The organism is Kytococcus aerolatus (genome assembly GCF_900187395.1).
GTDB classification, from domain to species: domain Bacteria; phylum Actinomycetota; class Actinomycetes; order Actinomycetales; family Dermatophilaceae; genus Kytococcus; species Kytococcus aerolatus.
Genome location: NZ_FYEZ01000001.1, coordinates 848682 through 872561, shown reverse-complemented (window position 1 = coordinate 872561; position 23880 = coordinate 848682). Strand labels below are relative to the sequence as shown.

The window sequence follows — 23880 nt, the reverse complement described above, 5'->3', positions numbered from 1 at the left end:
GTCCCCTCGGGTCGCCCCACGGTGACCCTCTGGTCGAGTCCTCCCCTCGACCTGCCCTCAAGATAGTACAGACATACGTCATTCTGCAACACCTGTCCGCACCCTGTGGAGGGACAGTCCCCGGTGGACAATGGCCCCCGTGAACCCCTCCGGTCTGGCTGCCCGTGTCCTGGTCGACGAGCTCGTGCGCTGCGGCGTCCGCGAGGCCGTCCTGTGCCCAGGGTCCCGCTCGGCGCCGCTGGCCTATGCCCTCGCGGCGGCCGACGCCGACCCGGAGACGCAGCTACGGCTCCACGTGCGGACCGACGAGCGCACGGGCGCCTTCTTGGCGCTCGGCCTCGCGGCGGCCTCGGGGCGGGTGGTGCCCGTCGTGACGACCTCCGGCACCGCGGTGGCCAATCTCCACCCCGCCGTGCTCGAGGCGCACCACCAGCGGGTGCCGCTGCTCCTGCTGACGGCCGACCGTCCCCCGGAGCTGCGCGGCACCGGCGCGAACCAGACCACCGACCAGCCGGGGATCTTCGGGCAGCACGTGCGCTCCGCGGTCGACCTGGGGACGCCCTCCCGGGAGGACGAGGCCGGGCAGCGCGCCGAGGCCGCGGGGTGGCGCACCACCGTGGACCGCTGCTGGGCCGCCGCCACCGGGGCCGCCGGGGGCGACGCGGGGCCGGTGCACCTCAACGTGCCCTTCCGGGACCCGCTGGTGCCGAGCGCCCCGGGCCGGGGCAGCGCCGGGGAGCAGAGCACCGCCGGGGAGCAGGGCACTGCCGGGGCCGACGGCAGCGGGCCGGACGCACTGGCCGGCCGAGCCGCCGGCGCGCCCTGGACGGTCGTCCCGGACGAGGCCAGACCGGCTGGGATCTCCCGCGTGCTCGGCGACCCGGAGCAGGTGCTGGAGCTGTCGGACGGCCCCGACCGCACCCTGGTCCTGCTCGGCGACACCGGCTCCCCGGCGCGGGCCCGCGCCGCCCAGGCCGGGGCGGCCGCACGCGGCTGGCCGGTCGTGGCCGAGCCCTTCGGGCGCTTCGGCGGGGACGAGGCGGTCCCCGGGGGCGTCCACCTGCTGGCCGACGAGACCTTCCTCGCCGAGCACGCCCCGGAGCGGGTCCTCGTGGTCGGGCGGCTGACCCTCCACCGGGCGGCCGGGGCCCTCCTCCGCCGGCCGGGGGCCCGTGTCGAGGTGGTCACCGATGCGGCCACCTGGCCGGACCCCGGGCACCGGGCCGAGCGGGTGCACCCGTGGCGCTGGGCGGGATGCGGGGCCGACGGCAACGCCCCGACCCCCGCCCGCGGCGATGCCGCCCCCGACGGCCACGGTCCCTCCTCCGCCTGGGCCCGTGCCTGGCGCGAGGCCGGGGAGCGGGCGCTGCAGCAGCGGGGGAGCACCTCCCCCCGCTCCGGGCTGACGTCCGCCTCGACGGCCGCCGTGGTGGCCGAGCACGCGCGGGGGTTGCTCTTCCTCGGCAGCTCCCGGGCCCCGCGCTCGCTGGACCTCGGGCTCGGGACGCCGGGTGGGGGCGTCGCGGGCATCGTCGGCAACCGCGGGCTGGCCGGCATCGACGGCTGCCTCTCCACCGCGGCCGGGTGGGCCTTCACCCACGGCCCCACCACCGCGCTGGTCGGGGACCTCACCTTCCTGCACGACGTGAACGCCCTGGCCGTCGGACCCGACGAGCCCCGCCCCGACCTCACGGTGGTGGTCCTCTCCGACGACGGGGGAGCCATCTTCGGCGATCTCGAGTACGGCCGGCCCGAGCAGCTGGACGCCTTCGGCCCCGACACCCTCCGGCGGGTCTTCACCACCCCGACCGGCGCGCGGGTCGGGCAGCTCGCCGCCGGGTTCGGGGTCCCCTGCGAGCGGGTCACCGACCCGGACGAGCTGCGGGCCGTCCTCGCCGAGACCCCGGCTGGCCTGCGGGTCGTCGAGGCGGTCCTGGCCGGCTGACCCGCCGGGTCAGTCCGTGCCGAGGGCCCAGCGCATCGGGGCGAGCTTGGCGCCGGTCTCCACCCACTCGGTGCGGGGGTCGGAGTCGGCCATGATCCCGCCGCCGGCCCAGAGGCGGAGGGTGGCCGGGTCCTCCTCGAGCACCCGGCCGCAGCGCAGGGCCAGCCCCATGTCCCCGTCGCCCGCGGCGTCCACCCAGCCCACCGGGGCGGCGTAGCGATCCCGGTCGCGTCCCTCCAGCTCGGTGATGAGCTCCAGGGCGGCCTCCCGGGGCGTGCCCCCGACCGCTGCGGAGGGGTGCAGCGCCCCGGCCAGCTCCAGCACCGTGGTGCCCGGCCGCACCCGGCCGTCCACGTCGCTGGAGAGGTGGAAGACGTTGGGCAGCGGGAGCACGGAGGGCGTGCCCGGCGCTTCCACGGTCGTGCACAGCGGGGCGAGCCGCTCCACCACGGACTCCACGGCGAAGGCGTGCTCGGCCAGGTCCTTCGTGCTGTGGAGCAGGCCGTCGGCGACCCGCTGGTCCTGCCCGGCGCCCGCTTCCCGGGGGATGGTCCCGGCCAGCACCCGGCTGAAGACCCGGCCGCCGTCGAGGCGCACGAGCATCTCGGGCGTCGCGCCCACCAGCCCGTCCACGGCGAAGGTCCACGTGTCGGGATACCCGGCGGCGAAGCGCTGCAGCAGCCACCGGAGGTCGAGCGGCTCGGCGGCGGTGGCGAGCACGTCGCGGGCCAGCACCACCTTCTCGGCCCGTCCGCCCCGCACGGCGTCGATGCCTGCGGCGACGACCTCCTCCCAGCCCTCGTCCGGGGTGAGTCCCGGGGCCTCCCGCAGCCCCCGCGGGGCGACCGGCGGGGTGCCCTCCCGGGGCAGGGCATCGGCTCCCGTGGCTCCCGTGGTGCCGGTGGACGGGACGTCCTCCGACACCACGCCGGGGGAGAGCTGCTCGATGCGGGTCACCCACGCCACCCCCTCGTGCACCCCGACGACGGTCCGGGGCACAACGAGCGTCGAGCCGGCCGGGGAGTCGTCGCTGAACGCCGCCGAGACCCAGGCCACGAGCCCGGCACCCCGAGGTGCCCCCGCGGACCCCTCGTCGGTGGAGGCGTCGGTCACCTCCCGCCATCGGTCGGCCAGCTCCGCCCAGCGCCCCGGTCCGGTGGCGCTCAGCTCCAGGGCGCGCCCCCAGCCGACCATGCCCTCGCCCCCGCGCACCCAGGCGACGAGCTCCGTGGCCGGGCCGTGGGGCAGCAGCCGGACGAGGTCGATCTCGTCGGCGGGGTGGAGGCTGGTCACCGCCCGCAGCGCCGGCTCGCCCGAGGTGGGCGGGAGAGCCGGCGTCGAGGGTGGGGTCGAGGGCTGCGTCGGGTGGCTCATCGGGGCCGAGAGTAGCCACCCTCTCCGCGCCAGCGACCGGGTGGGAGACTGGACCCCATGAGTCGCGCCAGCCTCGCCAAGGACCCCTCGCACGTCTCGTCGATGTTCGACGAGGTGGCTGCCCGGTACGACCTGACGAACGACGTGCTCTCCGGTGGTCAGTCGCGCCTGTGGCGCCGGGCCGTGACCCGGGAGATCGCCCCGCGTCCCGGCATGCGGATCCTCGACCTGGGTGCCGGCACCGGTACCTCCAGCGAGCCGCTGGCCGACGCCGGCGCCGACGTGGTGCCCGCCGACTTCTCCGAGGGCATGCTCGCCGAGGGGCGCCGCCGCCGCCCGGACCTGCCCTTCACCCACGCCGACGCGATGGACCTGCCCTTCGAGGACGCCTCCTTCGACGTCGTGACCATCAGCTTCGCCCTGCGCAACGTCGCCGACCCCGCGGTGGCCCTGCGCGAGATGGCCCGGGTCACCCGCCGGGGCGGCCGCCTGGTGCTCTGCGAGTTCTCGACGCCGACCAACCCGACCTTCCGGAAGGCCTACGACGCCTACCTCACCCGGGCCCTGCCCCGCGTGGCCGGCGTGGTCTCCTCCAACCCCGAGAGCTACGACTACCTGGCCGAGTCCATCACCGCCTGGCCCGACCAGGAGGGCGTCCGCGCCCTCGTGGAGGGTGCCGGGTGGTCGGAGGTGCACCACCGGAACCTGACCGGTGGCATCGTCGCGTTGCACACCGCGCGCCGCCGCGGGTGATACTGAGCACTCGGCGGTGGGGTCCGGCGACCGGGCCCCGTCGACCATGAACCATCCCCCCGAGTCCCAGCGAGGTCCCACCGTGGAGAACACCTGCCCCGATGCCGCCCGCGGCGTCGAGACCGGCCTGGAGCAGGTCGACGTACTGCTGCAGGACGTGGTGTCCCACGACGACCCCTTCATCGCCGAGGCCTCGGCGCACCTGCTGAACGCCGGCGGCAAGCGCTTCCGCCCGCAGCTCACCTTGCTCGTGGCGCACCTGGGGCGGGGTGTCACCCCGGAGGTGGTGCAGGCGGCCGCCGCCGTCGAGCTGGTCCACCTCGCCTCGCTGTACCACGACGACGTCATGGACGAGGCCGACCTGCGGCGCGGTGTCGCGAGTGCCAACGCCCGCTTCGGCACGGGTACCGCCGTCGTCGTGGGGGACCTGCTCTTCGGACGCTCCTCCGAGCTCGTCTCCCACCTGGGACCCGAGGCGGTCCGGCTGCAGGCCCAGACCTTCGTCCGGCTCTGTGCGGGCCAGATCCGCGACGACCGTCCGGTGCCGGAGGGTGTCGACCCGGTGGAGTACCTGCTGGGTGTGCTGGGTGACAAGACCGGCATCCTCGTCTCGACCGCGGCTCGTTACGGGGCGATGTTCTCCGGCTGCGACGACGCGACGATCGAGCTCGTCGGGGAGTACGGGCAGCGTCTCGGTGTGGTCTTCCAGCTGGCCGACGACCTGCTCGACGTCGCCGCGGAGGCCGAGACCTCCGGGAAGACCCCGGGTACCGACCTGCGCGAGGGGAAGGCGACCCTCCCGGTGCTCTTCGCCCGTCGAAGCACGGACCCGGAGGGGGCCCGCCTGCGCGAGCTGCTGGCCGGGCCGGTGGCCGAGGAGGACCTGGACGAGGCGCTGGAGCTGCTGCGCGCTCACCCGGCCATGGCCGAGGCCCGGGCGTACACCCAGGAGTACGCCCGGCGCACGATCGAGCTGCTGGAGCCCCTCGGTGAGGGCGAGGTGCCCGAGGCGCTGCGTGATCTCGTCCACGCGGTGGCCGACCGCGTGGTGTGACACCCGCACGACGCAGAAGGGGGCGCGCCTGCGGGCGCGCCCCCTTCTGCGTTCCTCCCCGGGATGCCCGGAGGCCCCGCCCCCACGAGGGGACGGGGCCTCCGGTGTCGGACCGGGGGGTCAGCGGAGCATGCCGCCGACCTGGGCCTGGGCCTGGGTGAAGGCCGAGGAGTTGGTGACACCGGTGTCGATGACCGGGCCGCCACCCTGGCGCTTCACCTCGACGACGCCCGGGCGCGGCTGGCCGAGACCGTCGTAGGGGAACTTCGAGACCGGGTTGGCCGGGGAGGCGTCGTCGACCTCGCCCGGGTGCTGGACGGCGATGAACACCGAGGTGCCGTCGTAACCGATCCAGGGGCCGCAGCACTCGGCGCCGGCGGGCACCGAGAGGAACTGCTGCAGCTTGCCGCGGTCCTCGCCGTCCACCGGCATGATGTAGAGCGCGTCGCAGTGGCCCAGGGTGCCGGGCATGCCGTCGGTGGCGATCCACAGGTTGCCCTTGGAGTCGAAGGCCACGTTGTCCGGGCAGGAGATCGGGGCGACCTGCGACTTGTCGTAGCCCGCGAAGTAGGTGTCCGGGTCGTTGGGGTCACCGGCGATGAGCACCAGGGCCCACTGGAACTCGGTGGCGGTGTGGTCGCCGCCGGCCTCGGCGATCTCGACGATGTGGCCGTGCTTGTTCTCGGCGCGCGGGTTCGGCTCGTCGATCTCGGAGGGGGAGCGCTTGGAGTTGTTGGTCATGGCGGCGTAGATGCGGCCGTTGACCGGGTTCGGCTCCACGTCCTCCGGGCGGTCCATCTTCGTGGCGCCGACCTTGTCGGCGGCCATGCGGGTGAAGATGAGGACCTCGGCCACGGACATGCCGTCGACCATGGACTTGCCGTCCTTGACCAGCGGCTTCCAGACACCGGTGCCGTCGCAGACGCCGTCCTCGAAGCCGTCACCGGTGAAGGTGGCGACGTAGAGGTCACCCTCGGAGAGGAGGGTCATGTTGTGCTTCTTGTCGCCCTCGACGTACTTGTCCTTCGAGACGAACTTGTAGACGTACTCGAAGCGCTCGTCGTCACCCATGTAGGTCACGGCGTGGCCGTCGGCGGCGATGATGGTGTTGCCGCCCTCGTGCTTGAAGCGACCCAGGGCGGTGTGCTTCACCGGGGTGGAGGTCGGGTCGGCCGGGTCGATCTCGACGATGTAGCCGAAGCGGTGGGTCTCGTTGGGCTCGGCGGCCATGGAGAAGCGGTCCTCGACCTTCTCCCACTGGAAGCGGCCCTCCTCGCCCATGCCGTAGCGCTCGATCTCCTCGGCCATCTCGGCCGGGGCGCCGGCGGAGGCGAAGTAGCCGTGCCAGTTCTCCTCGCCGGAGATGATGGTGCCCCAGGGGGTCAGGCCACCGGCGCAGTTGTTGTTGGTGCCGTAGGCGACGGTGCCGGTCGGGTCGGCGGACGTCTTCATGAGCTCGTGGCCGGCGGCCGGGCCGGAGATGGCGAACTCGGTGTGCATGTGGATGCGGCGGTTCACCGGGGAGCTCAGGTCGTGCTCGTAGAACGAGTCGGCGTCCTTGCGCTTCAGGCCGATGATGGTCAGGCCGTGGGCGGCCATGGTGACCTTGATCTGCTCGTCGGTCATGTCCTCGCCGTCGGCGACGGACTGCCACATGAGCTCGGGGTTCACGTACTCGTTGTTGAAGCCGAGGATGGCGGTGTTGTCACCGGTCGGGATGACGGTGACGAAGTCGGCGTTGTAGCCGACCTGCTCCTTCTGGGCGGCCTCGGTCTGGTTCTCGAAGTCGAGCTCGGGGGCGCCGGCCTTCAGCGGCTGGCCCCAGTAGGAGGTGGCGTTCCACTCGAAGCCGGCGGGCACCTTCACGGCGTCCACGTCTGCCGGGGTCGGGGCGATGCCCTCGAAGCCCAGGATCTCGGCACCCTCGGCCTGCACGTTGGCGGCGCGGGCGGACGGCATGTTGGCGGTGCCCGCGGCAGCGGCGGCCGCGAGACCCAGGCCACCGGCGACGAGCACGGAACGACGCGAGGCACCCTCGGCGACGACGTCACCGAAGTAGGCGTTGTCGGACGGGTTCGGGACCGGCTGCGAGCACTGGTCGGCGCAGCGGTACTTGCAGGTCATGGCCGAACGGCCGCCGGTCAGCGGCTGGTTGAGGATCGGCAGGAAACGGCGCTTCTCGTTGCGCATGGGGTCCTCCGCAGGGGTTCGAGTGGTGGTGGTGCGGCACACGGGACAGGCCGCCTCTCGAACCTAGGGGCACGAGGTGGCCCGTCGGTGGTGTGGAGGTGAACGCCGGGTGTCCACCACGTGGCCGTCCGGGGTACCGGTGCCTCAGGAGCCCGAGCTTCCCCCGGCGGCTCGGGCGAGCCGGTCGTGGCGCCGCCGCTGTCCGGCGGCACGCACCATGTCGACCACCAGCAGGGCCAGGGCGATCCACACCAGGGTGAAGCCGGCCCAGCGGCTGGCCGGCATCGTCTCGCCCATGAGCAGGACCCCGACCAGCAGTTGGAGGACCGGGGTGAGGAACTGCAGCATCCCGATGGTCACGAGGGTCACCCGGGAGGCGGCAGCGGCGAAGAGCAGGAGGGGGATCGCGGTGGCCACGCCGGCCGAGACCAGCCAGAGCGCGTGCCCCCAGCCGTGCCCGGCGAAGGTCTGGTGGGTCGTCGTCGAGCCGGGGGGCGAGAGGGCCAGCCAGGTCAGGATCCCCAGGGCGATCGGCAGCAGCGCGATCGTCTCGGCGGTCAGGGACTGCAGGGCCGAGACGCTCGCCCCCACCCGCTTCTTGAGCAGGCCGTAGGTGGCGAAGCTCAGGGCCAGCGCCAGCGAGATCCACGGCGGCTCGCCGTAGTCGAGGGTCAGGTAGGCCGCGGCGACGCCGGCGATGCCGACGGCCAGCCACTGCAGCGGGCGCAGCCGCTCCCGCAGGAGCACGACCCCCAGCACGATGGTCGCCAGCGGGTTGAGGAAGTAGCCCAGGGCGGCCTCGGTGACGTGGCCGGTGGTCACCGCGGCCACGTAGACCGTCCAGTTCACGCCGATGGTCAGGCCCGCCGCCGCCATGAGCCAGGCCCGCCGCCGGTCCCGCGCCAGCTCGGCGAGGTCCCCCAGCCGGCCGAGGGCCATGAGCACCACGAGACAGAAGAGGAGGGACCACACCACGCGGTGGCCGAGGATCTCCCAGGGGCCGGCCGGCGCCAGCATCATGAAGTACAGCGGGAAGGCGCCCCAGAGGAGGTAGGCGAGGAAGCCGAAGACCACACCGGGGCTCTGCTGCGGGTTCATGCGTGACGCTCCTGTCGTTCGCGGCGCAGGTCCAGGACGCTGAGGGCGGTGGCCGCCAGGGTGAGGGCCACGATGGTCAGCAGGGTGGCACGGAAGGCGTCCGTCCAGCCGGCCTCGGCCCCCACGAGCGCGAAGAGCACGCCCGGTACCAGGGCGGTTCCCACCGCGGTGCCGAGACGCTGCCCCAGGGACATGAGTCCGCCGGCCACGCCGCCCTGCCGGCTGTCCATCGCCTGCAGGGTGAGGGTGGTGTTCGGGCTCACGACCGACCCCTGACCGAGGCCGATGAGGAGGGTGGAGAGGCAGACCGTCCACCAGGGGAGCTGCCCGGACTCGATGAGCGGGACGAGGAGCACCAGCAGGAGGAGGGCGGTGATCACCACGAGGAAACCCCCGATCACCAGCCGTCGCCCCATCCGCAGGACGTGCCGTCCTGCGACCTGGGCGGAGAAGCCGGAACCCACCGAGGCCGGGAGCAGGGCCAGCGCGGCGGCCAGCGCACCGTGCCCCAGGTGCATCTGGAGCCACAGGGGGATCACCAGGAAGATGCTCGTGGCCCCCAGGAAGTGGATGGAGACGATCGCGATGCCGTTGCGGAAGGCCCGGCTCCGGAACATGTCCAGGTCCACGACCGGGTGCCCGCCCCGCCGGCGGTAGCGGCGCTCCCAGAGGACGAAGGAGCCGGTCAGCGCGGCCGCCGGGAGCAGGAGCCACCAGCTGGACCCGGAACGCTCCACGAACGGCCACATGAACGCCAGCGTGCTCAGGGCGAGCAGGACGGTCCCGACCGGGTCGATGTCCGGGAACCCGCCGGTGCGCACCCGGTCCTCGGGCACCCATCGGCGGGCGAGGGCGAGGGTCACGAGGCCCAGGGGCACGTTGAGGGCGAACATCCACCGCCAGCCCAGCTCGTCCCCGAGGAGCTGGATGAGCAGCCCGCCCACGACCGGCCCGAAGGCGGTGGCCAGGGCCACGGTGGTGGCCATCGTGGCGAAGGCCCGGGCCCGGGCCTGACCGCGGAAGTGGGCCTGGATGAGGCCGATCGTCTGCGGGTTGATGAGTCCGGAGCCCAGCCCCTGCAGGAGGCGTGCCGCGTTGAGCAGCTCGACCGTCGGGGCCAGGGCGGCACCCAGCGAGCCGAGGGTGAACACCGCCACGCCCAGCTGGAAGAGGGGGCGCCGTCCCATGAGGTCACCGAGGCGGCCGGCGGGGACCAGGAACACGCCGAAGGCCAGCGCGTACCCGGAGACGACCCACTGCAGGGCGCTGTCGTCGGCCTCCAGGGAGTGCCCGATCGGGGCCAGGGCGACGTTGACCACCGAGACGGCCAGCAGGGCCATGAAGAGGGGGACGAGCAGGACCGCCAGGAGGCGACCGTCGGCGCGCGCGTCCGCGGCCGGGGGCGCGGGGGCGGGCGAGGTCGTCACCGCCGCAGTCTAGGACCGGTGCTCCGGGAGGTGCCCGAGCGCTCCCGGAACCCCCGGGGGAGTGTCATGATGCAGGTCATGCGCTCGCACTTCAACGGACTCAAGACAGTCCTGCTCTTCTCCCTCATCTGGGCCCTGCTGCTCGGCATGGGAGCGGTCGTCGGGGGTGGCCGCTACATCTGGTTCTTCGCCCTGCTGAGTGTCGTGACGACCTTCTGGAGCTACTGGAACTCCGACAAGCTGGCGATCCGGTCGATGCGGGCGCGCGAGGTCTCCCCGGTGGAGGCCCCGGCGATGTACCGGATCGTGCACGAGCTCTCCACCGCCGCCGGACAGCCGATGCCGCGCCTCTACGTCTCGCCCACCAGCGCGCCCAACGCCTTCGCCACCGGGCGCAACCCGCGGAACGCGGCGGTCTGCTGCACCACCGGCATCCTCGAGCTGCTCGACGAGCGCGAGCTGCGCGGGGTGCTGGGCCACGAGCTGATGCACGTCTACAACCGCGACATCCTCACCTCGTCGGTGGCCGCGGCGATCGCCGGTGTCATCACCTCGGTGGCGCAGATGCTCATGTTCTTCGGGGGCGGCAACCAGGAGCGGCCGAACCCGCTGGTCATGCTGGCGATGGTCTTCCTCGCCCCGGTCGCCGCCAGCGTCATCCAGCTGGCCATCGGGCGGACCCGCGAGTACGACGCCGACGAGGACGGGGCTGCCCTCACCGGGGACCCGCTGGCCCTGGCCAGCGCCCTGCGGAAGATCGAGTCAGGCGTCCGGGCCCGCCCGCTGCGACCGGAGCCGCAGGTGGAGACGGTGAGCCACATGATGATCGCCAACCCCTTCCGGGCCGGGGACGTCTCGCAGCTCTTCTCCACCCACCCCTCGACCGACGCCCGCGTGGCCCGGCTCGAGGCGCAGGCCCGGGCCCTCGGTCACCTCTGAGCGGCTGCGCCGCCCCCCGTCCCGGGCATGATCACCGTGCCACGGGTGACGGGGGCCGGTACCGGGGTGCAGGATGGGGCGCATGCCGCTGACCCGTGACGAAGCCATCGCCCGTGCAGACCTCATCGACGTGGAGTCGATGCGGGTCGAGCTGGACCTGACGACCGACAGCGCGACCTTCGAGTCGCTCACCGAGATCGTCTTCCACGCCTCCTCGGCCACGCCCACCTTCGTGGACCTCAAGGCCGTCGACGTCCACGAGGTCGAGCTCGACGACGAGGTGCTCGACCCGGCCCTGGCGGCCGACGGCCGGCTGCCGATCACCCCGCGCGAGGGACGCAACACCCTCGTCGTCCGCGCGACGATGCCCTTCAGCAACGACGGGCAGGGGCTCCACCGCTCGGTGGACCCGGCCGACCAGGCCGAGTACGTCTACGGGCACCTCTTCCTCGACGCGGCACCGAAGGTCTTCGCCTGCTTCGACCAGCCGGACCTCAAGGCGCCCTACGACGTGAGCGTCCGGGTTCCGGAGGAGTGGGTCGTCACCGGCAACGGCGACCCGGTCCACGAGGGGGACGGCCAGTGGCGGCTGGCCACCACCAAGCCGCTCTCGACCTACTTCGTCACCGTGTGCGCCGGGCCGTACGTCTCGCGGACGGACGCCTGGACCGGCCCGGAGGGCCAGCGGGTGCCGCTGGTGATCCACGGGCGCGCCTCGCTGGAGGCCGAGCTCGACGCGCAGGCGCCGCAGATGTTCGAGATCACCCGGCAGTGCATGAGCTACTTCCACGAGCTCTTCGGCATCGACTACCCCTTCGGCGAGTACCACCAGGTCTTCGTGCCGGAGTTCAACGCCGGGGCGATGGAGAACCCCGGCTGCGTGACCTTCCGCGACCAGTACCTCTTCCGCGGGGCCATCAGCCGGGCCAGCCTGCTGAGCCGCTCGAACACCATCGCCCACGAGATGGCCCACATGTGGTTCGGGGACCTCGTGACCCCGGTGTGGTGGGACGACCTGTGGCTCAACGAGTCCTTCGCCGAGTACATGGCGCACCGGGCGCTGGTGGACGCCACCGAGTTCACCGAGGCCTGGGTGGACTTCGGCATCGCCCGCAAGCCGTGGGGGTACGCGGCCGAGCGCTCGCCCTCGACCCACCCGGTGGCCGGGGCGCCCGCGCCGGACGGTGACACCGCCCTGCAGAACTTCGACGGCATCAGCTATGCCAAGGGGGCCTCCGCGCTGCGGCAGCTCATCGCGTGGATGGGGGACGAGGCCTTCGTGGCCGGCGTCCGCGACCACCTGACCCGGCACTCCTACGGCAACGCCACGCTGGCCGACTTCCTGGGCTCGATGGCGGCGGCCTCGGGCCGGGACGTGGACGCCTGGGCGGCGGCCTGGCTGGAGACGGCGGGGCTGGACCGGCTCTCGGTGGAGCTCACGACCACCGACGACGCCGAGGGGATGCCGGTCGTCGAGACCGCCACCCTGGTGCGCGAACAGCCGCAGGGTGTCGAGGGGGAGGCGCCGAACCGGCCGCACGCGCTGACCGTGACGGGTTGGACCGACGGCGACCGGGCCTGGTCGGTGGACGTGGAGGTCGAGGGGGACCGGACCGAGCTGCCGGAGCTCGTGGGGCGGCCGGTGCCCCGGCTGGTGGTGCCCAACGCGGCCGACACCACCTGGGCGACGGCCGTCCTCGACGAGGACTCGCTCCGCACGTTGCCGACCCAGCTGCCGCAGGTGACCGACCCGGGCACCCGGGCGATGCTCTGGGCCGCGGTGGTCGACGCGGTCGCCGAGGCACGGATGGACCCGCGTCAGCAGGTCGCCCTCTTCGCCGAGGCCTTCCCGGTGGAGACCGACGCCTCGATCCTCACCCTGAGCAGCATGTACACGCTGCGCACGATCGGGCGCATGGTCCCGGTCACCGACCGCCGGTCCCGGGAGGCAGCCGTGGAGCAGGCCGCCCGTGCGCGGCTGGACTCGGCCGAGGAGGGCAGCTCGACGGCCTGGCTGGCGGCGCGCACGATCGCGCAGGTGGCCATCGAGGCGGAGGCGATCCGCCCCTGGGCCCGTGGCGCGGAGCTCCCGGCGGGGCTGGAGGAGGACGACGACTTCCGCTGGCTGGCGGTGCGCCGCCTGGCCGAGCTGGGCGCCCTCGACGGGGAGCTGGAGCTGATGGCCGAGCACGACGGATCGCTGAGTGGCCGCCTGGCCGCCCTGCAGGCACGGGCCGCCCAGCCGGACACCGAGAGCAAGGACTGGGCCTGGGGCGAGCTGGCCGGGCGGGAGTCGGGCCGCTCCAACTACGAGCGCAACAGCCTCGCGCAGGGCTTCTGGGCCTCCGGTGGGGCCGAGCTCCTGGCGCCCTACGTGGAGCGCTACCTCCAGGAGATCCCGGCGCTCTCCGGGGTCCTCGGCGAGGACGCGCTGGCCCGGGTGGCGCAGCTGGCCTTCCCGCTGCAGGTCCCCACCGCGGCCACCGCCGAGGCGGTCGACGCGGTGCTGGCCGGTGACACCGTCTCCCCGGCCGTCCGCCGCAGCATGGTCGACCAGCGCTCGGTGCTGGGGGAGATCCTGCGCTCGCAGCAGGTGTACGGCGCATGAGCACCCCGGCGAAGGGGATGGGCGGGGCGTTGGCGCGGGCTGGCGTCATGGCCGTGGCGCTGCCCGGCGAGATCGCGCAGGCGATCGCCCACCGCACAGCGGCGCAGGAGCCGCAGGGAGCCGGGCGGCTGGGGATGATCGTCCTCGGGCGCCCGAGCGCGCGTGGCGGGAAGGTCCACGGGCTGCAGCACCAGCGCTGCCTCAACGCGGTGCGGACCGCGGCCGCGCACCCCGGTCCGGTGCGGGCCGTCTTCACCGGCTGGGCCGGGAGCACGGCGACGGAGTGTGACCGATCGGAGGCGGCGGTGATGGCCGAGCACGCGCAGCGGCTCGGCCTGCGGGCCGACGAGGTGCTCCTGGAGGAGACGGCCTCCACGACCTTCGAGAACGTGCGCAACAGCCTGCCGCTGGTGGGGGACTGCGACGAGATCGCGCTCGTGAGCGACGCCTTCCACGGGCTGCGGGCCCGTCGTCACGTCCAGCAGCTGCGGCCTGACCTGGCCGAGCGCCTCGTGCGGGCCGACGACCACCGGTGGTTCGAGTACCCCGGGCCGGCGCTGCGTTCGGCGGTGTTCGAGGTGGGGATGGGCCTGAAGTACGGGTTCACCGACCCCGGGGTGCCGGCCTCCCGCATCGCCGGGACGCCGACGGACTGAGCCGTCGGGCGAGGCGAAGCGAGGGCCCCGGGCGATCACCCGGGGCCCTCGCACGTACCCGCGCTGCTCGGTGCCTCAGCGGTAGTTGGTGAACTGCAGCGCCGCGTCGATGTCCTCGTTGGCCTTCAGCGCCCGCTGCACGGCCTGCAGGTCGTCGCGGCTCTTGGAGCTCACCCGCAGCTCGTCACCCTGGATGACCGGCTTGACGGACTTGCCGAACTCGTCGCGGATCTGCTTGGCGATCTTCTTGGCGGTCTCCTGGCTCAGGCCCTCCTTGAGCACGCCGTCCAGGCGGTACTCCTTGCCGGAGGCCTTCGGGGTGGCCTCCTCGCCGAAGTCCACCGACTTCAGCGAGACGCCCCGCTTCACGAGCTTGGTCTGCAGCACGTCGAGGACGGCCAGGCAGCGCTCCTCGGAGCTGGCCTTCAGGGTGAGGGAGTCGCCGTTGAGCTCCACCGACGCGCCGACGTTGCGGAAGTCGAAGCGGGTGTTGATCTCCTTGGCGGCCTGGTTCACCGCGTTGGCGACCTCCTGGCGGTCGACCTTGCTCACGACGTCGAACGAGGACTCGCTGGCCATGTGTGCTCCTGGTGTCTCGAGGTGGTCCGGATTCCGCCCGGCGTGGGGCCCGGAGGCGGCCGGTTTGTCCGATCAAGGGTAGGCCGCGTAGTATCCAGCCCGCAGTTTGGCAGGTTGTCCGAGCGGCCAATGGAAGCGGACTGTAAATCCGTCGGCGAAAGCCTACGCAGGTTCGAATCCTGCACCTGCCACCGCATCGGCCCCCGGGAGCACGGCTCCCGGGGGCCGACCCATACCCGTGGGGGAGACCGGTGGGGTGCCCCCGTGACGTGCGCAAAGGAGCGCTATGGCCACCGTCGCCAGCCCGTCGGAGTCCCAGCCGTCCCTCGCCGACCGCCTCGGCGGCCTGTCGTTCAACCGCCAGCACCGCAAGCTGGTGACCGGGTCCGGCCTCGGCTGGGCCCTGGACGCGATGGACGTCGGGCTCATCTCCTTCGTCATGGCCGCCCTCGCCGCCGACTGGGGCCTCACCAAGGGGGAGCTCTCCTGGGTGGCCTCGATCGGGTTCCTGGGCATGGCGATCGGCGCCACCTTCGGCGGCCTGCTGGCCGACCGGCTCGGTCGCCGCAACGTCTTCGCCCTCACCCTGCTCGTCTACGGCCTGGCGACGGGCGCCAGCGCGCTCTCGTGGTCGCTCGGGGCGCTGCTGGCCTTCCGCTTCCTGGTGGGCCTGGGGCTGGGGGCCGAGCTGCCCGTGGCCTCCACCCTCGTCTCCGAGCTGTCGCCGACCCGGATCCGTGGCCGCATGGTCGTGGCGCTGGAGTCCTTCTGGGCGGTCGGGTGGATCCTCGCCGCGTGCGTCGGCTACTTCGTCGTCCCCGAGCTCGGGTGGCGCTGGGCGCTGGCGCTCGGGGCGGTGCCGGCCGTCTACGCGGCGGTGGTGCGCTTCGGGCTGCCGGAGTCGCCGCTGTGGCTCGCCTCCCGCGGGCGGCACGCGGAGGCGGAGAGCGTCGTCCGGCGCTTCGAGAAGGCCTCCGGGCGGGCTCCCGGTGGGGTCCCGGCGGAGGGGCTCCCGTCCGCCGCGGCCGGTGCTGGGGCGGCGGACCCGGTGCTGGTCACCGAGCCGGGGGCAGCGCCCGAGGGGGTCTGGTCGACGGGTCTGGCCCGCCGCACCACCGGCATCTGGGCCATCTGGTTCCTCGTGAACTTCTCGTACTACGGCGCCTTCATCTGGCTGCCCACGCTCATGGTGGACCGCGGCTTCGGAGAGGTGAAGTCCTTCGGCTACGTGCTCCTCATGACCCTCGCCCAGCTGCCGGGCTACCTGGTGGCCGCCGTGCTCATCGAGTGGTGGGGGCGGCGCGCCACCCTGGCCACCTTCCTCGTCGGCTCGGCCGCCTCGGCCGCGGTCTTCGGGATGGCGGACTCGCTGCCGGTGCTGCTCACGGCCGGCGCTGCCCTGTCCTTCTTCAACCTCGGTGCCTGGGGTGCCCTCTACGCGGTGACCCCGGAGATCTACCCGACCCGGCTGCGTGGGGCCGGCGCGGGCTCGGCCGCCGGCTTCGGGCGGATCGCGAGCATTATCGCCCCGCTGCTCGTCCCGGTGCTGCTCCCGCGCGTCGGAGCGGTCGGGCTGTTCGCGGTCTACGCCGCGGCCTTCGTGCTCGCCGCCGCGGCCACCGCGCTGCTGCCCGACCGCGCGGGGGAGGCGCTGGATGCCTGAGGTGGCGTGCCGGACCCCGGCCCGTTGTCTTACCGTGGGGGAATGACGCAGACCGTGAATCCCGTGACCCTCCCCTCCGACGAGACGTCCACCGACCCCCAGTGGTACATCGACCTGGAGGACAAGCACGCGGCCCACAACTACGGCCCCCTGCCGGTCGTCCTGGCCCAGGGTGAGAACGCCACCGTCACCGACGTGGCCGGCAAGACCTACGTGGACGCCCTCGCCGGCTACTCGGCCCTGAACTTCGGCCACGGCAACGAGCGCCTCATCCAGGTCGCCCAGGAGCAGCTGGCGTCCATGACGCTCACCTCCCGTGCCTTCTACTCGGACCAGCTCGGCCCCTACGCCCGTGACCTCACCACCCTCATCGGCAAGGACATGATGCTGCCGATGAACACCGGTGCCGAGGCCGTCGAGACCGCCATCAAGCTGGCCCGCAAGTGGGGCGCCGAGGTCAAGGGCGTCGAGAATGGCAAGCAGGAGATCATCGTCATGGAGGGCAACTTCCACGGCCGCACCTCCACGATCGTCTCCTTCTCCACCGACGAGGAGGCCCGCGCCGGCTACGGCCCGTACACCGCCGGCTTCACGATCGTCGAGTACGGCAACGCCCAGGCGATCCGCGACGCCATCACCGAGAACACCGTGGCCGTCCTCCTGGAGCCGATCCAGGGTGAGGGCGGCGTCGTGATCCCGCCGGAGGGCTTCCTCGCCGAGGTCCGCGAGATCACCCGCGAGCAGAACATCCTCATGATGGCCGACGAGATCCAGTCCGGCCTGGGCCGCACCGGCACCACGCTGGCCTGCCACTACGAGGGCGTGGACGCCGACGTGTACACCCTCGGCAAGGCGCTCGGCGGCGGCATCGTGCCGGTCTCGGCGGTGCTGGCCGACGAGGACGTCATGAAGGTCTTCACCAAGGGCACCCACGGCTCCACCTTCGGCGGTAACCCGCTGGCCAACGCCGTCGCCCACGAGGTCGTGAAGATGCTCGCCTCCGGCGAGTTCCAGAACGCGGCCCAAGAGCGAGGCAAGCAGCTGGCCGAGGGGCTCGAGGCCCTCGTCGGCGAGGGCCTGGTGGCCGTCCGCGTCCGTGGCCTGTGGGCCGGTCTGGACATCGACACCAGCCTCATGACCGGCCGGGAGGCCTGCGAGAAGCTCATGGCCGAGGGCGTCCTGGCCAAGGACACCCACGGCTCCACCATCCGTCTGGCCCCGCCGCTGACGGCGACCGAGGCGGACATCGAGGAGATCCTGCGCGCCCTGCGCGCGGTCCTCGGCGTCGACGCCTGAGGGGCCCGCAGAGCTCGCCCGCGCGGAACTGACGGGCGATGAGCATGCCGGAGGGGCGGAACCACCACGGTGGTTCCGCCCCTCCGGCATGCTCGGCCGCGGGAGGGCCGCGCCCGGGCTCAGGTGAGCGAGAGGAAGAGCTTCTCCATCTGCTCCACGGTGAGGCGGGGGCGTCCCTCGCTGTCCTGCTCGGTGCCCGTCGTGGACTCGTCCTCGGTGGGCTCGTCCAGCAGGCAGTGGCGCATCCCGGTGGCCACGAGGCTGAAGCCGGCGCGGTCCAGGGCCTTCGAGGCGGCGGCGAGCTGGGTCATGACGTCCCGGCAGTCGCTCTCCTCCTCGAGCATGCGGATGACGGCGTCCAGCTGGCCGCGGGCGCGGCGGAGGCGGTTGAGGGTGGAGGCGGTCTCCTCGTGGGGCAGGTGCACGGGTTCTCCGAACGCTGGGGGGCAGGGGCGGGGCTCTCAGGTGATCCCGCAGGCCTCCCATCGTATACCCCCACCCCTATTTGCGCTGGATACCCCCGGGGGTTTAGTGTGGAGGAGTTGAGGCCCTCGCACAGAATGACTGACCATGCAGATCGAGATCATCGAGACACCCTCCCTGGGTGACCGCTCCTACCTCGTCCACGACGGCGAGGTGGCCCTGGTCATCGACCCGCAGCGCGACATCGACCGCGTCCTCGCCGTGGCCGGGCGGGCCGGCGTGCGCATCACGGACGTCGCCGAGACCCACATCCACAACGACTACGTGACCGGCGGGTACGCGCTGGCCCAGCAGGTCGGCGCGACCTACCGCGTGAACGCCGAGGACGAGGTCTCCTTCGAGCGCCACGGCGTCCGGGACGGGGAGGAGTTCACCGTCGGCACGATGACGGTCCGTGCCCTGGCCACCCCCGGGCACACCTTCACCCACCTGTCCTACGCGGTGACCCCGGCCGACGGCTCGGACCCTGCTGTCTTCACCGGCGGCTCCCTGCTCTTCGGCTCCACCGGTCGCCCCGACCTGCTCGGCCCCGACCACACCGAGGCGCTGGCGAACCACCAGTACGACTCCGCCCACCGCCTGGCCGACGAGCTGCCCGAGGAGACGCGGATCATGCCGACCCACGGCTTCGGCAGCTTCTGCTCCGCCACGCAGACCACGGGGGACAGCTCGACCATCGGTGCCGAGAAGCGCCAGAACCCGGTCATGACCAAGAACCGGGAGGACTGGCTCGCCGAGCTCTACGACGGCCTGGCCGCCTACCCGGCCTACTACCGCCACATGGGCCCGGCGAACTCGGCCGGCCCCTCCGCCTCCCGGCTGGAGCGCCCGGAGCGCGCGGACAAGGGGGTCATCGCCGAGGCGCTGGCCGCCGGGCACTGGGTGGTCGACCTCCGGAGCCAGCGCGCCTTCGCGGAGAGCCACGTGGAGGGCACCATCGGCATCGACCTCCAGGGGCAGTTCGCCACCTACCTCGGGTGGCTCATCCCCTGGGGCACCCCGCTGCTCCTGCTCGGCGAGACCGGCGAGCAGGTCGACGAGGCTGTGCGTGAGCTCTCCCGCATCGGCATCGAGGACAGTCTCGCGGGGCACGCCACCGGTGGCCCGACCGATTGGACCGACGGGGAGCCGGCCAGCTTCCCGCAGGCGACCTTCGCCCAGCTCCGCGACGCCCGCCACCACAAGGAGCTCACCGTCGTCGACGTCCGCCGCGAGGACGAGTGGGAGGAGGGCCACCTCGAGGGGGCCGTGCAGCACTCGCTCATCGACATGGGCGGGCTCGGCATCGACTCCCCGGTCGAGGGGCTGCCCACGGACCGTGAGCTCTGGGTCCACTGCGCCGGCGGCTTCCGGGCATCGGTCGCAGCGTCCCTGCTGGCCCGGGCCGGGTACCGGGTCGTGGCGATCGACGACAGCTTCGACAACGCGGCCGACGGCGGGTTGGAGATCACCGCGTGACCCTGCTCGTCCCCCTCGTCGTCGGCGTCCTCGTCGGGCTCCTCATGGGCTCGCTCGGGGGCGGCGGCGCGATCATCGCCATCCCCGCGCTGGTCTACCTGCTCGGCCAGTCCCCCGCTGCCGCCACGGCCGCCTCCCTGGTCATCGTCGGGATGACGAGCCTCTCGGGCATCACCCAGCACGGGCGGGCCGGGCGGGTGGCCTGGGGCGAGGGGTCGGTCTTCGGACTGCTCGGCGTCGTCGGGTCTGCCGTCGGGTCGTTGGCCTCGCACCGGGTCCCGGAGGTCGTCCTCATGACCTCCTTCGCCGGGCTGCTCCTGGTCGTGGCGCTCGTCATGTGGCGGCGCGCGCGAGCCGGCGGTCGGCGCGGGGAGCCGGGGGACGCCGTCACCTCGCGCACCCCGCTGGTGTCCTTCCGGCCGCTGCGGGTCCACCTTGACCAGCTCCCCCTGGTGCTCGCCCTGGCCACCGCCGTCGGCCTCCTCACCGGCTTCTTCGGGGTCGGGGGCGGGTTCGCTGTCGTGCCGGCCCTCACCCTGGCCCTCGGCCTGCCGATGCAGCGGGCGGTGGGCACCTCGCTGCTGGTCATCCTCATCAGCGCCCTCTCGGCGCTGGCCGTCCGGGCCCTCTCCGGCGGCCTGGACCTCGACTGGCAGATCGTCCTCCCGTTCGCCCTCACGGCGATGGCAGCCAGCTTCCTCGGCGGCCGCATCGGGCAGGCCGTGCCCGCCCACCGCCTGCAGGCCGCCTTCGCGGTCCTGCTCGTGGCGGTCGCCGTGGTCACCCTCGGCGAGCTCGCGCTCGCCTGAGCCCAGGGCGCCGTCCTGAACACCCCCCACCCCATGGCGCGCCGCCCACCGGGCGCCCCCATCCACCCCTCCAGGAGGAGAACCATGTCCGCGGACACCACCACCCAGACCACCCAGACCGGCACCATCAGCCCCGCGGAGCTCCGCCGTTCGCTGGCCGACGGCGACCGCGCCCCGCTCCTGCTCGACGTGCGGACGGACGGCGAGTTCGAGGCCGGGCACATCCCGGGCTCGGTGCTCCTGCCCCTGCACCGCGTCCAGGAGGGCCCGGCGAAGGTCGCGTCCGAGCTCGCCCCGTGCGGCGAGGTCGTCGTCGTCTGCCGCTCGGGCAAGCGAGCCTCCACCGCCGCCGAGGAGCTGGCCCCGCACCTGGGCGCCGCCACCCCGCTGCGCGTGCTCACCGGCGGCATGACGGCCTGGGAGCAGGCCGGTGGCGACTCCGCCGAGGGCGACGGCACGGGTGTGTGGGACATGCAGCGCCAGGTGCGCTTCGTGGCCGGCACGCTGGTGCTCGGCGCCATCGCCCTCTCCGCGAAGGTGCCCGCCGCCAAGTGGATGGCCGCGGGCGTCGGCACCGGCCTGGCCGTCTCCGGCGCCACCGGGGCCTGCCCGATGGCGGGTGCGCTCGCACTCATGCCGTGGAACCGTGGCAGCTCGCTCGAGGACGACCTCTGCGCCGTCCGCGAGCGCCACGCTGGTCGCTGAGAGGGAAGCGGGCGCTGACCAGGGGCGGGCACCGCGGGTGCCCGCCCGGTCACGGATCGGGGCTCAGCCCCGGTCCGGGATCCCGGCGTCGTCCTGGCCGTCCAGCAGCGAGCTGGCGAGCCAGGCGTCCGGGATCCCGAAGGCGTCCACCAGCGTCACCGCGTGCGGGCGCAGCTGGGCGCACAGCGCGTTGATGCTGGCGGTCACGGCCTTGGACTTCGCCGGGCGCAGGTGCTCGTGCTCGAGGAACCAGGCGGCGTTGCCCTCGATGACCGACAGCGAGTGGAGGTCGCAGACCTGGTCGAGCAGGCCGGCCAGCTCCGGGCCGTGCTCCTCGCGGGCGCGCTCCACCCCAGCGACGAAGGCCTCGAAGACCACCCGGTCGATGTGGGCGCGGGCCGCGGCGAGCAGGTGGTCCTGCACGTCGTTGAAGGCGGCGAACTGCTCGGCCTCGGTGCCGCGCTGCGCCTTGCGCATCCGCTGGGCGGCGGTCTCCAGGAGGTGCACCTCGCGGAAGTCGAAGCACTCGGCCTGCCAGGCGCGGTCGAGGGTGACGTCCTCGATGTCGCGGCGGCGCGCCACCTCGACGAGCCGGTTCACGAAGCCCTTCGCCGCGGTCCGTTCGATGACCACGCCGCGGAACTGCGTGGCGCCGTAGCGCAGCATCCCGGTCATGTTCAGCGAGCCGATGGCCTTGGAGTAGCTCGTGAGCAGGCCCTTGGCCACCAGCTGCAGCAGGACAGTGTTGTCGCCCTCGAAGGTGGCGAACACGTCCGCGTCCATGCGCCGGCGGGTGATGCCGGATCCTGCCATGAAGCCGGCGCCTCCACAGGCCTCGCGCGTGACCTGGAGGACCCGGTTGGCCTCCTCGGTCTGCACGGCCTTGAGGCCGGCGGCGCGCGACTCCAGCTCGCGCTGGTTGCGCTCGTCGCGCTCCAGCGGGTCGGCCTGCTGCACCTCGTGGAGGGTCTCCACGAGCTCGTTCTGCGCGAACGCGAAGGCGTAGCTCGTCGCGATGGCGGGGAGCAGCTTGCGCTGGTGCGCGCGGTAGTCGAGCAGGGTCACCTCGCCGTCGGGGCCTGCGAACTGCGAGCGCTGGTCGGCGTACCGGGTGGCGATGGTGAGCGAGGACCGGGCCGCGGCGCTCGCGCCACCGCCGACGGAGACGCGCCCGCGGACCAGCGTGCCCAGCATCGTGAAGAAGCGGCGGCCGGGGGAGTCGACGGGCGAGCTGTATCGCCCCTCCGCGTCGACCTGGCCGTAGCGGTCCAGCAGTGCGGAGCGCGGCACGCGGACCTCGTCGAAGGCGAGCGTGCCGTTGTCGACGCCGAGGAGCCCGCCCTTGTGGCCGTTGTCGCCGAGCGTGACGCCGGGCAGCGGCTGGCCGGCCTCGTCGCGGATCGGCACGAGGAGCGCGTGGATGCCGCGGCGGGTCGGGTCCGCGTCGGTGATGCCCTCGGGCAGCGAGTCGTCGTCGGGGGTGATCAGCTGGGCGAAGACGACGGCCATCCGCCCGTCGCGCGCGGCATTGCCGATGTAGGTCTTCGTCGCCGAGCGGGTCGGGGAGTGGATGACGAACTCACCGGTCGCGCGGTCGTAGGTGGCGGTGGTCTCGAGGGACTGGACGTCCGAGCCGTGGCCGAGCTCCGTCATCGCGAAGCAGCCGAGCAGCTCGCCCGCGCCGACAGCCGGCAGCAGGGTGCGGTGGTGCTCCTGGGTGCCCAGGTTGGCGATCGCGCCGCCGAAGAGGCCGAACTGCACGCCCATCTTCACCGCGAGCGAGAGGTCGAGCGCGGAGATGGTCTCGAAGGCCGTGCACGAGCCGCCGATGTCGTTGGTGCCACCGGCCGCGGGCGGGAAGTCGCGCGAGGCGAGGCCCAGCCCGGCGAGCCCGGCGAGGGCGGTGGTGGTGCGGGAGCGCTGCTCCTCGAGGGTTCCCTCGTAGGGGAGGAGGGTGGTCTCCGGGTCCAGACCGGCGCGCAGCTCGGCGCGCAGGTCGGCCCAGCGGCCGTCGAGCAGCTGCTGGAGCGCGGCGCGGATCTCGGGAGAGGCGGACGTGGTCATCGGGTGCTCCTTGCGATGGTGGGGGTGGGGTCCAGCGGCGTGGCTGGGCTGGGTGCGCTGCCGTCCGCGGCGGTGCACAGTGCGTCGAAGCGGGCTCCGAACAGCTCGGCCACCTCGGCGACGAGCTCCTCGCGCGGGGGGCGCGGCTCGCGGCCCACCCAGTCCTCGCAGACGAACCGGACCATCCCGACCAGCCCGTGGGCGAGGGTGCGGGCGGTCTCGGGACTGGCCGCGGACGCGGCGCCGGAGGAGCGCAGGAGGCTGGCCATGACCGGGGTGAGGCGCTGCCCCATCCGCGAAGACATGCCCGCCACGGGGTCGTCGCCGTCGGTGTCGTTGAGCGGGCGGGTGACGACGAAGCGGTAGATCGCGGGGTCCCGCTCCACGAGGGTCAGGTAGGAGTTCGTGATCGCCGCGATGACGGTGGGGGGGTCGGGGTGAGTGGCAGCGGCCTCGCTCGCGGCGGCCATGTCGCCCCAGACAAGGGCGTCGACCGACTCGATAACGGCACGCCAGGCGCCGGCGCGGTCCCCGAGGTGCCGGTAGAGGACCGTCCGGGAGGTCCCGGCCTCGGCGGCGATCTCCTCCATCCCGATGCCGGGTCCGTGGCGGCGGATGGCGCGGAGCGCTGCCTGGGTGAGCTCGGCGCGGCGGCGGACGCGGTGGGCGTCCCAGCGGGTGGTGCGGCCGTCGATGCGGTGGGCGGGGCGGCCCGGCGTCCGTGTAGCGGAGGGGCTTGCGGGCGGAACCGGGTCGGGGGTGATCATGGCCACAGAGTA

19 protein-coding genes and 1 tRNA gene are annotated in these 23880 nt (G+C 73.2%); 12 read left to right on the top strand and 8 right to left on the bottom strand.

From position 1 onward, the window contains the following. Positions 1–130: 130 nt before the first annotated feature. Positions 131–1945 carry a 2-succinyl-5-enolpyruvyl-6-hydroxy-3-cyclohexene-1-carboxylic-acid synthase gene (menD, locus tag CFT82_RS04100; protein ID WP_088817758.1) on the top strand — a complete coding sequence of 605 codons (1815 nt, stop codon included), beginning with the start codon at positions 131–133 and terminating at the stop codon, positions 1943–1945. A 9-nt stretch (positions 1946–1954) separates the two neighbouring features. Here menD and CFT82_RS04095 read toward each other — a convergent pair whose 3' ends face one another. Continuing rightward, on the bottom strand, positions 1955–3319 hold the full coding sequence (locus CFT82_RS04095; RefSeq protein ID WP_088817757.1) for an isochorismate synthase: 1365 nt from the start codon (positions 3317–3319) through the stop codon (positions 1955–1957). Between the two features lie 57 nt (positions 3320–3376). Between CFT82_RS04095 and CFT82_RS04090 the strand changes: the two genes are divergently transcribed. Then, a complete protein-coding gene (locus CFT82_RS04090) occupies positions 3377–4072 on the top strand; it encodes a demethylmenaquinone methyltransferase (RefSeq protein WP_088817756.1) in 696 nt (231 codons plus the stop codon). A 46-nt stretch (positions 4073–4118) separates the two neighbouring features. After that, positions 4119–5126, top strand: coding sequence for a polyprenyl synthetase family protein (locus CFT82_RS04085; RefSeq protein WP_088818317.1), 1008 nt, complete (start codon positions 4119–4121; stop codon positions 5124–5126). 120 nt (positions 5127–5246) lie between these two features. Here CFT82_RS04085 and CFT82_RS04080 read toward each other — a convergent pair whose 3' ends face one another. The 3 genes from CFT82_RS04080 to CFT82_RS04070 form a co-directional block, all read right to left on the bottom strand. Next, a complete protein-coding gene (locus CFT82_RS04080; protein WP_088817755.1) occupies positions 5247–7316 on the bottom strand; it encodes a PhoX family protein in 2070 nt (689 codons plus the stop codon). 144 nt (positions 7317–7460) lie between these two features. Then, a complete protein-coding gene (rarD, locus tag CFT82_RS04075) occupies positions 7461–8414 on the bottom strand; it encodes an EamA family transporter RarD (protein ID WP_088817754.1) in 954 nt (317 codons plus the stop codon). Beyond that, positions 8411–9841, bottom strand: a complete 1431-nt coding sequence (locus tag CFT82_RS04070) for an MFS transporter (RefSeq protein ID WP_234994258.1) — start codon at positions 9839–9841, stop codon at positions 8411–8413. The genes rarD and CFT82_RS04070 overlap by 4 nt, the downstream gene beginning before the upstream one ends. Before the next feature lie 78 nt (positions 9842–9919). Between CFT82_RS04070 and htpX the strand changes: the two genes are divergently transcribed. The 3 genes from htpX (at position 9920) to CFT82_RS04055 (ending at position 14044) form a co-directional block, all read left to right on the top strand. After that, positions 9920–10780: a zinc metalloprotease HtpX gene (htpX, locus tag CFT82_RS04065; protein ID WP_088818315.1), complete on the top strand. Its 861-nt coding sequence runs from the start codon at positions 9920–9922 to the stop codon at positions 10778–10780. An 82-nt stretch (positions 10781–10862) separates the two neighbouring features. Then, entirely contained in the window at positions 10863–13388 is a 2526-nt protein-coding gene (gene pepN / locus CFT82_RS04060) for an aminopeptidase N (RefSeq protein WP_088817753.1), read from the top strand. Beyond that, positions 13385–14044, top strand: a complete 660-nt coding sequence (locus CFT82_RS04055; protein WP_088817752.1) for a YdcF family protein — start codon at positions 13385–13387, stop codon at positions 14042–14044. Before pepN ends, CFT82_RS04055 begins: the two co-directional genes overlap by 4 nt. Positions 14045–14119: 75 nt before the next feature. Here the strand turns inward: CFT82_RS04055 and CFT82_RS04050 are convergent, their stop codons facing one another. Then, the gene (locus CFT82_RS04050; RefSeq protein WP_088817751.1) at positions 14120–14623 is read right to left on the bottom strand and encodes a YajQ family cyclic di-GMP-binding protein; all 504 of its coding nucleotides are present in this window, start codon (positions 14621–14623) and stop codon (positions 14120–14122) included. 108 nt (positions 14624–14731) lie between these two features. On the opposite strand from CFT82_RS04050, the gene CFT82_RS04045 reads away from it, so the two are divergent. The 3 genes from CFT82_RS04045 to rocD all read left to right on the top strand — a co-directional run bounded on the left by CFT82_RS04045 (position 14732) and on the right by rocD (position 17582). Further along, a tRNA-Tyr gene (locus tag CFT82_RS04045) sits at positions 14732–14814 on the top strand. A gap of 95 nt (positions 14815–14909) precedes the next feature. Continuing rightward, positions 14910–16286 carry an MFS transporter gene (locus CFT82_RS04040; RefSeq protein WP_088817750.1) on the top strand — a complete coding sequence of 459 codons (1377 nt, stop codon included), beginning with the start codon at positions 14910–14912 and terminating at the stop codon, positions 16284–16286. A 42-nt stretch (positions 16287–16328) separates the two neighbouring features. Next, complete coding sequence (gene rocD, locus CFT82_RS04035; protein WP_088817749.1) at positions 16329–17582, top strand: ornithine--oxo-acid transaminase; 1254 nt, start codon at positions 16329–16331, stop codon at positions 17580–17582. A 119-nt stretch (positions 17583–17701) separates the two neighbouring features. Here rocD and CFT82_RS04030 read toward each other — a convergent pair whose 3' ends face one another. Beyond that, complete coding sequence (locus CFT82_RS04030; protein WP_088817748.1) at positions 17702–18007, bottom strand: metal-sensitive transcriptional regulator; 306 nt, start codon at positions 18005–18007, stop codon at positions 17702–17704. Positions 18008–18152: 145 nt separating this feature from the next. On the opposite strand from CFT82_RS04030, the gene CFT82_RS04025 reads away from it, so the two are divergent. From CFT82_RS04025 to CFT82_RS04015, 3 genes are all read left to right on the top strand, one after another. Continuing rightward, complete coding sequence (locus tag CFT82_RS04025; RefSeq protein ID WP_088817747.1) at positions 18153–19523, top strand: MBL fold metallo-hydrolase; 1371 nt, start codon at positions 18153–18155, stop codon at positions 19521–19523. Beyond that, the gene (locus tag CFT82_RS04020) at positions 19520–20332 is read left to right on the top strand and encodes a sulfite exporter TauE/SafE family protein (protein WP_088817746.1); all 813 of its coding nucleotides are present in this window, start codon (positions 19520–19522) and stop codon (positions 20330–20332) included. Before CFT82_RS04025 ends, CFT82_RS04020 begins: the two co-directional genes overlap by 4 nt. 84 nt (positions 20333–20416) lie before the next feature. Next, entirely contained in the window at positions 20417–21037 is a 621-nt protein-coding gene (locus CFT82_RS04015; RefSeq protein WP_159461849.1) for a rhodanese-like domain-containing protein, read from the top strand. Between the two features lie 63 nt (positions 21038–21100). On the opposite strand, the gene CFT82_RS04010 is transcribed toward CFT82_RS04015, so the two are convergent. Then, complete coding sequence (locus CFT82_RS04010; RefSeq protein WP_088817744.1) at positions 21101–23101, bottom strand: acyl-CoA dehydrogenase family protein; 2001 nt, start codon at positions 23099–23101, stop codon at positions 21101–21103. Beyond that, a complete protein-coding gene (locus CFT82_RS04005) occupies positions 23098–23868 on the bottom strand; it encodes a TetR/AcrR family transcriptional regulator (protein ID WP_159461848.1) in 771 nt (256 codons plus the stop codon). The genes CFT82_RS04010 and CFT82_RS04005 overlap by 4 nt, the downstream gene beginning before the upstream one ends. Between the last annotated feature and the right edge of the window lie 12 nt (positions 23869–23880).